Annotated in this window: 1 protein-coding gene; it reads right to left on the bottom strand. The window is 65.3% G+C overall.

Going from position 1 to position 2,282, the window contains the following annotated elements; translation table 11 throughout:
- Positions 1–87: 87 nt before the first annotated feature.
- The gene (gene treS, locus PMI38_RS03550) at positions 88–2,154 is read right to left on the bottom strand and encodes a maltose alpha-D-glucosyltransferase (RefSeq protein WP_008090763.1); all 2,067 of its coding nucleotides are present in this window, start codon (positions 2,152–2,154) and stop codon (positions 88–90) included.
- Positions 2,155–2,282 lie beyond the last annotated feature (128 nt).

Raw genomic sequence — 2,282 nt, 5'->3', positions numbered from 1 at the left:
GCCGGCTCCCACAGGTACCCTACAAGACTCAATATCTGTGGAGATCCCTGTGGGAGCCGGCTTGCCGGCGATAGGGCCAGTACAGTCTCAAACATGCCCACTGCTGCTGACGATCCTCAAACACAGCGCCTCGAAAGGCTCCAGGTTGATCATCAGGCGCCCGTCTTCAGTCAGGTCCCCCTCGACCGTCTCGTGGATCATGTCCACCACCGTCCCCGGCGTAAACCCGGTCAGCAGCAGCTCCTCGGCAATCACCTCCTGACCAAAGTTCAGCGCACTGATCTGTATGCCGCGCCCGGCCGGCAGCTCATGCACCATCACCAGCAACCCCGGGCTGCTGACCTCGGGCACCAGCACCTGGCGGCTGGTAGCGATGCCATAGGCCTGGCGCACCGCAAGCAGCTTCTTCACCTTGCTGGCGAACGAGTCGGGGTTTTCCAGCTGGCTGTCGAGACTGCCATACAGCGCGCGGGCACGCGGCATGCCGCGTACCGATTCAGAGGCCTGCGGCGCGAGCCCGGCCAGGTCGTAGGCGCCACGGTGGATCCAGCGGGTATCGCCATCGAGCATGCGCTCGGCCACCGCCTCGGCCGGCAGCGGCAGGGCACCGACCAGGTCCCACCCGGAAAGCGCCACCACGCCAGGCTGCATGGCGTTGTACATCACCAGCAGCAGGTGCACCTTCTGGATCTGCTCGATCTCGGCCGCGCCAATCTGCTCCAGGTCACGGATGCCCAGCGCCGCGGTGATCAGGCTGGCGGTGGTGCAGGCAATGCCGTTGGTGACGAAGCGCAGGTTGTACGGGGCGTGTTCGCCGGACAGGCGCTCGTAGATCTCTTCGCGAATGTGCTCGCGCAGGATGCCGCCGGGCAGGGTCTGGCCCTTGTACAGGTACATGTCGTGGGCATGCAGGGTCCAGAAGTGCACCAGCTCGACGGTCAGTTCGTCGTGGTTCTGCAGGGCATGGATCAACGACGCCGGGTCAATGCCAAAGCCATGCATCTCCTTGAGCATCAGGCGCAGGAACTCGGTGTCGCCGGTCAGCAGGGCATGCTGGTAGGCGGGGCGGGTGATGAAGTCGTAGGACAGGTCGGCGCCGCCCTTGGACATCTGCGCGATGTCATCCAGGGTCAGGTTCAGCTCCTGGAAGCTGAAGCCACCGGCCTTGCGGATCATGCCGCCGATCAGCTGGTTGCCGACGATCGACAGCGGATGGCTCTCCGACCAGGCCGTGCCGCTGGCGCGGGTTTCCACCCCGAGAAAACCGTTGGCATCCAGGCGCAGCCCGCGCGCGCCCAGGCAGTCCAGCGCGTGCAAGGCGTCGCCGATGATCATCTGCTGGGCGGCGAAGCTGGGGTCGAGCCAGTTGAGCGACGGCTGGCCCTCCTTGAAGTAGTGCAGGTAGACCCAGCGCCGGGTCTTGCCATCGACCCCGGTGATCGGCGCTGTCACGCTCCAGTCCGTTTCCTTGACCCCTGGCTCGAAGAAGATCACCCGTTGCAACTGGCCGACGATGTAGTGGTGGGCCTTGAGCTGGTCGCACTGGGCCGGCAGCAGGTTGACCGCATCACGCCCAGGGGGTACGTCGGGCAGCAATGGCCAGTCCTCCTCGCGGATCTCGACCATGTGGTAGAGCCCGGGGTAGGCGCCGTGGGCCAGTTCGGCCAGGCGGAAGTCGGCGCCCTTGCCGGTGTGCGAGGGGATCAGGTCGTCGATGGTCACGGCATTGTGCGCGGCGGCCATGCGGCTCATCTGCACCAGGTCCTGCTCGCTGCCGTAGAGCGGGTCGATGTCGAAACTGATGCGGTCGAAGTTGCCGTCCACGCTGGGGGTGAAATCGCGCCCGCGCACGCCGCCGGACTGCTTGATCGGGCCGGTGTGGATGCCTTGCACGCCGATGTCCGACAGACGTTTCCACAAGGCTTCGTGACCCAGGGCAGACAGCACCGAGTCGCCTTCAGGCGCAATGATCGCGTCGGGGTAGACGGTCAGCCACACCGAGGCGATTTCCGTGGCGCGACGTGGCTGGGCTTCGGCGTAGGGGTTCTGCCACAGGCGTGACTGGCCGGAGTACAAGCGCGCCCGCTCCTGGGAAGCCTTGAGCATGGAGCGGTCTTCGAGCCATTTGACGTATGACGGGTCGGGCTGGGTCATTTCGCGTCCTCGCTGCGGGTCGGCATTGGCTCAAGTTATGACGGCGCGGGGGGCGGAATGTTCGGTTGGGGGCGAAGTTTGTCGTGATAGGAAGGGGGTTTTGCGTTGCCTATGAGATCGAGCGCCGC

Source organism: Pseudomonas sp. GM84 (assembly GCF_000282535.1).
In the GTDB taxonomy this organism is placed as follows: Bacteria; Pseudomonadota; Gammaproteobacteria; order Pseudomonadales; family Pseudomonadaceae; genus Aquipseudomonas.
The sequence above is the reverse complement of the archived record's forward strand: the minus strand, read 5'-3'. Positions and strand labels throughout refer to the sequence as shown.